At 40.7% G+C, this 4,311-nt stretch carries 3 protein-coding genes; 1 reads left to right on the top strand and 2 read right to left on the bottom strand.

Annotated features, from left to right (window positions below):
- Nucleotides 1-233: 233 nt before the first annotated feature.
- A complete protein-coding gene (locus G1O98_RS37165) occupies nt 234-1,832 on the bottom strand; it encodes a B12-binding domain-containing radical SAM protein (protein ID WP_163939331.1) in 1,599 nt (532 codons plus the stop codon).
- A 631-nt stretch (nt 1,833-2,463) separates the two neighbouring features.
- On the opposite strand from G1O98_RS37165, the gene G1O98_RS37170 reads away from it, so the two are divergent.
- Entirely contained in the window at nt 2,464-3,177 is a 714-nt protein-coding gene (locus G1O98_RS37170; RefSeq protein WP_163939333.1) for a hypothetical protein, read from the top strand.
- Between the two features lie 11 nt (nt 3,178-3,188).
- On the opposite strand, the gene G1O98_RS37175 is transcribed toward G1O98_RS37170, so the two are convergent.
- On the bottom strand, nt 3,189-4,145 hold the full coding sequence (locus tag G1O98_RS37175; protein WP_163939335.1) for an NAD(P)-dependent oxidoreductase: 957 nt from the start codon (nt 4,143-4,145) through the stop codon (nt 3,189-3,191).
- Nucleotides 4,146-4,311 lie beyond the last annotated feature (166 nt).

A 4,311-nucleotide genomic window follows, 5' to 3' on the forward strand; every position in this document is an offset into this window, starting at 1 on the left:
GGGGGAAGGGGAAAGAAAAAACCTTTAACCCTTACCCTTTTCCCTTTACCCAAAATCCGATTCCGAATTAAAAATGCTTAATCGAGAAGTATTGAGAGGCAGGGGGGAAACCGGCCTCTACAAAAACTATTTTCATTCATAAATGCCACTAGCTATAAACATCAATTTACCCGTACAAGTGTACGGGTGAAGATGCGATCAATCACTTGCGATTGGCTTATCCGTTACCACGTTTAACTAACTACCGCTTCAGCTTTTTCCTCGGCTTTTTCCTTTACTAGCACATAAGGCTGTTCTGCACCTTGTGCGAGATATTCAGCTAGCTGACTTTCAATTTGATCGCGCACAATTTGGCGATACTCTAGAAAATGCTCGTTGTGGGCGCAAGCAGAGATGTAATGCTCAATCACTCCAGGGTTACGCTTGAGAATGCTAAACAAATGGTGCCAGAATTTCCAACGGGTTTCCCGTTTGATTCCTTGTCGCCAAATTACAATCAACAACGCTTTGACAACTATCCACTCTGGCATTTTTGCTGGCGCTTTCCAACTCGGCAAACCCATCATTAAGAAACAGCGATAGGTACGATCCAAGTAATTTACTGGGTCGTATAAAGTACAAAATGCTTCAACATATTCTCTAGCAAGTTCTTCTAACGGACGGGTGGGCAAGAAGTTCATCAACGTTGTTTGGTTGATGTTGCCATCTTGATTTTCCCGCAGTCGTCCTTCTTTTTTCAGGCGATGCCAAAGCGCGGTATTAGGTAACGCTTGCAACATGGCAAAGGTAGTAGAGGGAATAGCTGCTTGTTCCGCAAAGCGGACAATGCGATCGCCTGCGCCTGCTTTTTCGCCATCAAAGCCGATAATAAACCCAGCCATTGGGCGCAATCCCGCTTTGATAATGGTTTCCACTGCCTCAGTTAGAGAACTGCGAGTATTTTGAAACTTTTTGGTCATTTGCAAACTATCCTCATCCGGCGTTTCAATTCCCAAAAACACCGCCGAGAAACCAGACTCAACCATCAACTCCAACATTTCTGCGTCTTGGGCTAAGTCAATTGAAGCTTCAGTGTCAAATCGGAAGGGATACTTGTGTTCTGCCATCCAGACTTTTAACTCTTTCAGCAACAATTTCACATTTCGCTTGTTGCCAATAAAGTTGTCATCCACCATGAACACACCCCGCCGCCAACCCAATTCGTAGAGGCAATCTAACTCTGCTAACAATTGTGCTGGGGTTTTGGTGCGTGGTTTGCGCCCGTAGAGAACAATAATGTCGCAAAATTCGCACTGGAAGGGACACCCGCGCGAAAACTGCACCGACATCATGTCATAAGCATCCAATTCTAATAAATCAAAGCGGGGTATTGGCGTGCTTGTGACATCAGGTTTTTCTGTGGCGCGGAAAGTTCCAGAAGTTTCACCCCGTTGAATTGCCTCAATAAACATGGGCAGAGTGATTTCTCCTTCATCCAGAATCAGAAAATCTGCGCCAACATTTTCAACTTCGTGAGGTACAGAGGTGGGGTAGGGGCCGCCGACTGCGACTAACTTGCCACGTTTTTTGGCTTCCTGGATTTGTTCAAGTAAATCTTGTTTCTGGACAATCATCGCAGAGAGAATTACTACATCTGCCCATGCCCACTCTTCTTCTGTTGCTGCGCGGATGTTGCGATCTACCAGCTTGAATTCCCATTCTTGGGGCAGAATTGCCGCTACTGTGACTAAACCCAGAGGTGGTAATAAAACTTTGCGATCGACTAACTCTAAGATTTTTTCATAAGACCAAAAAGTTTTAGGAAATATTGGATACACTAACAAGATTCGCATGTAGTATCAATCCTCACACTTTGATTGTTATCCCACTCTAACGAAAATAAAGAGCTATTGACTTTTTATTAAAGTTGTTTTATCTTACCACCGATATTTTTCCCTTTAATCGGCGGCTAGCGACTGGAATTCTTGCAGCTAATCGGCAAAAAGAAAAGCATCTTGAAACAGGAATCAGGAGATTTCTGGTTTCTCTAACTACCACCAGGCTGCAAACTAAATTAATATCAGTAGGACTTAGGCCAATACGGTTCAGTTAAGACGGGATGAATCGCCGTCTCTACAAAGGACTGATTATTGTAAAAACTGCGATTTATCGCGTCTTTGCGATCTGGGGCGTGTCATCAAAAAACCTTATCCGAACCGTATTGGGACTTAGGCAACTGTCATAGGCGATCGCCTGTGTGTTAAATATTATCACTAAAATTTGTAAAGAATTTAATCGTCTAAAATCCTGAATAGATATCCAAACCTTTGATTTAAAGGCTTTACAGACTGATATTATCACCATCTACTAATTATATTTCTTGAAAAAGCCTCCACACTTATAATAAATATTCTCATTTAGCTGTATCGTAAAAATAGAAGCAAATTAGAAAAGAAGTGTAGTGCTTCAGAATAAATCAATCAGATGATCGCACGATGGCTCCCAAAAGCTTTTGCACAAAGTTTCAAGATTCTCCTTGCCGTTACATTTATCAGTACTATATTTCCTGTGGTTGCATCCGAAGATAAGTCCAGTTACGGTAATCAACCTAACCTACTTCAAACTGAGATTACACAGCAGGATCTCAAAATCATTGAGCAATTAGTAGCTATTGCTGAACGCAACTCAGCCCAAGTGTTAGAAACAAAAGCTGCAATGGGATTAAATGCTTTTAGGGATGTCGTAGCTATCGAATTATCTCCGGGTCTAACTACAGTTTCAACATCACCCAATTCCCCATCTGAACGCTCAAATAGCTTTTCCTTAACCGTCACAGTTGACCCGATTAAATTTATCAGTACTTTTCAACAACTTCCTATTTTACGAGCTCGTTGGCAGGAAGCTAGACAGCAGAAAAGGTTAGCTATCATACAATACTATGTTGCTTATCTCCAAGCGCGTCAAGCAGCTTTAATTGCCACTTATCAAATACAAAAATTTACTGGAGGCTCAGGTATTGCCAGCCTTTATTCCCAAGCAACTTTTCCTAAGAATGTCAATCATCTTGCTAATCCTGATTACATTGCAGCCGCAACGTCTACGTTAGAAGCAAACACACGCGAACGATTGACATTGGAAGAACTGGCAGCTTGTGTCGGCTTATCTTTGCAAGAAATGACCGTTATCATTAGCAAATAATAGATATTTTCTCAATCAGCACGTTCAACGCCACTAATTGTTAAAACATCACTCATGGTTGCACAATAATTCGGCAAGCCAAAACTATTGGGATTTATGAATTTTTCATAAGTGAAATGACGATAGTTCATACAAAATCTATCCCAAGCAGCCATCTGAATGCGGAATAGAACAATAATCAAATTAGCCAATGCTATAGATATAGGAATGCGAAAGTAAATCTTTTTGCCCAGATAAGCACAAACTTCTTCTACTGCTTGATTAGCAGTTAACGGTGCTTGACCCAAAACAAGCCGACGTGGTTGATCGTTCTCGGCAGGATGATCAATTAAATATCGTACTACAGTGGCAATATCTCGTCCGTGGATAAAGTGAAAACTGCCATCTGCTTCCAAACAGCGAATTAAATTAATATATTTCGTCACTTCTGGAATACCAGATGTGACAGCAGAATAAGGTTTATTCGCATCACCACCTAACACTACAGTAGGAAATACTGTGGTAATTTTAGGTGCGATCGCTAATTTTTCTTTTTTCTCTAAGCACTCATATTTAGAACGGATATAATCTGTCCCAATTTCCCCGGCTTCTTTTAATGGTTGATTGTAGTGATCCAAAACGCTAGCTGTCGAAAAATAAATCACCTGCTGGCAACGTTCTGGATCTAGCAGTTCGAGCAACTCTATAGTCTTGACGACATTAATATCAAATGTTTTATCACCACCCCAAGCTGTGGCTGTGAGTACCGCCGTATCAATTGTGGATAGTAAATCGGCAAACTGGCGAATATTTTGCATATCACCTTCTAAAACGTTGATACCTGAACGGGCTTTAGTATCAACTTGTAGTTTGCTTGGGTTCCTAACTAGCAGATACAGTTCGTGATCTGTTTCTTTAATTAAGGCTTCTGTTAAATAATGACCTATACAACCACTTGCACCAGTCACTAAGATGCGTTTCTGGCTCATAAAAATTTATCAAACGTTAGGAGTTAAAACTAAAGAGTTAAGAATAAAGTTAAAAGTTCCAAATCAGAAGTTATGAATTAAGTTAAAAGGGTTCTTCGGTTACTTTTATGGAGAATTAATAGAAAAGTGCCAGTTTAATAAACTGCGTAATCTAAAATTTCTAAAG

The organism is Nostoc sp. UIC 10630, from assembly GCF_010747425.1.
Lineage (GTDB): Bacteria > Cyanobacteriota > Cyanobacteriia > Cyanobacteriales > Nostocaceae > Nostoc.

Excerpts from the sequence above, each read along its gene's own strand:
- G1O98_RS37165 (WP_163939331.1), bottom strand. The coding sequence starts at position 1,832 with ATGCGAATCTTGTTAGTGTATCCAATATTTCCTAAAACTTTTTGGTCT.
- G1O98_RS37170 (WP_163939333.1), top strand. The coding sequence starts at position 2,464 with ATGATCGCACGATGGCTCCCAAAAGCTTTTGCACAAAGTTTCAAGATT.
- G1O98_RS37175 (WP_163939335.1), bottom strand. The coding sequence starts at position 4,145 with ATGAGCCAGAAACGCATCTTAGTGACTGGTGCAAGTGGTTGTATAGGT.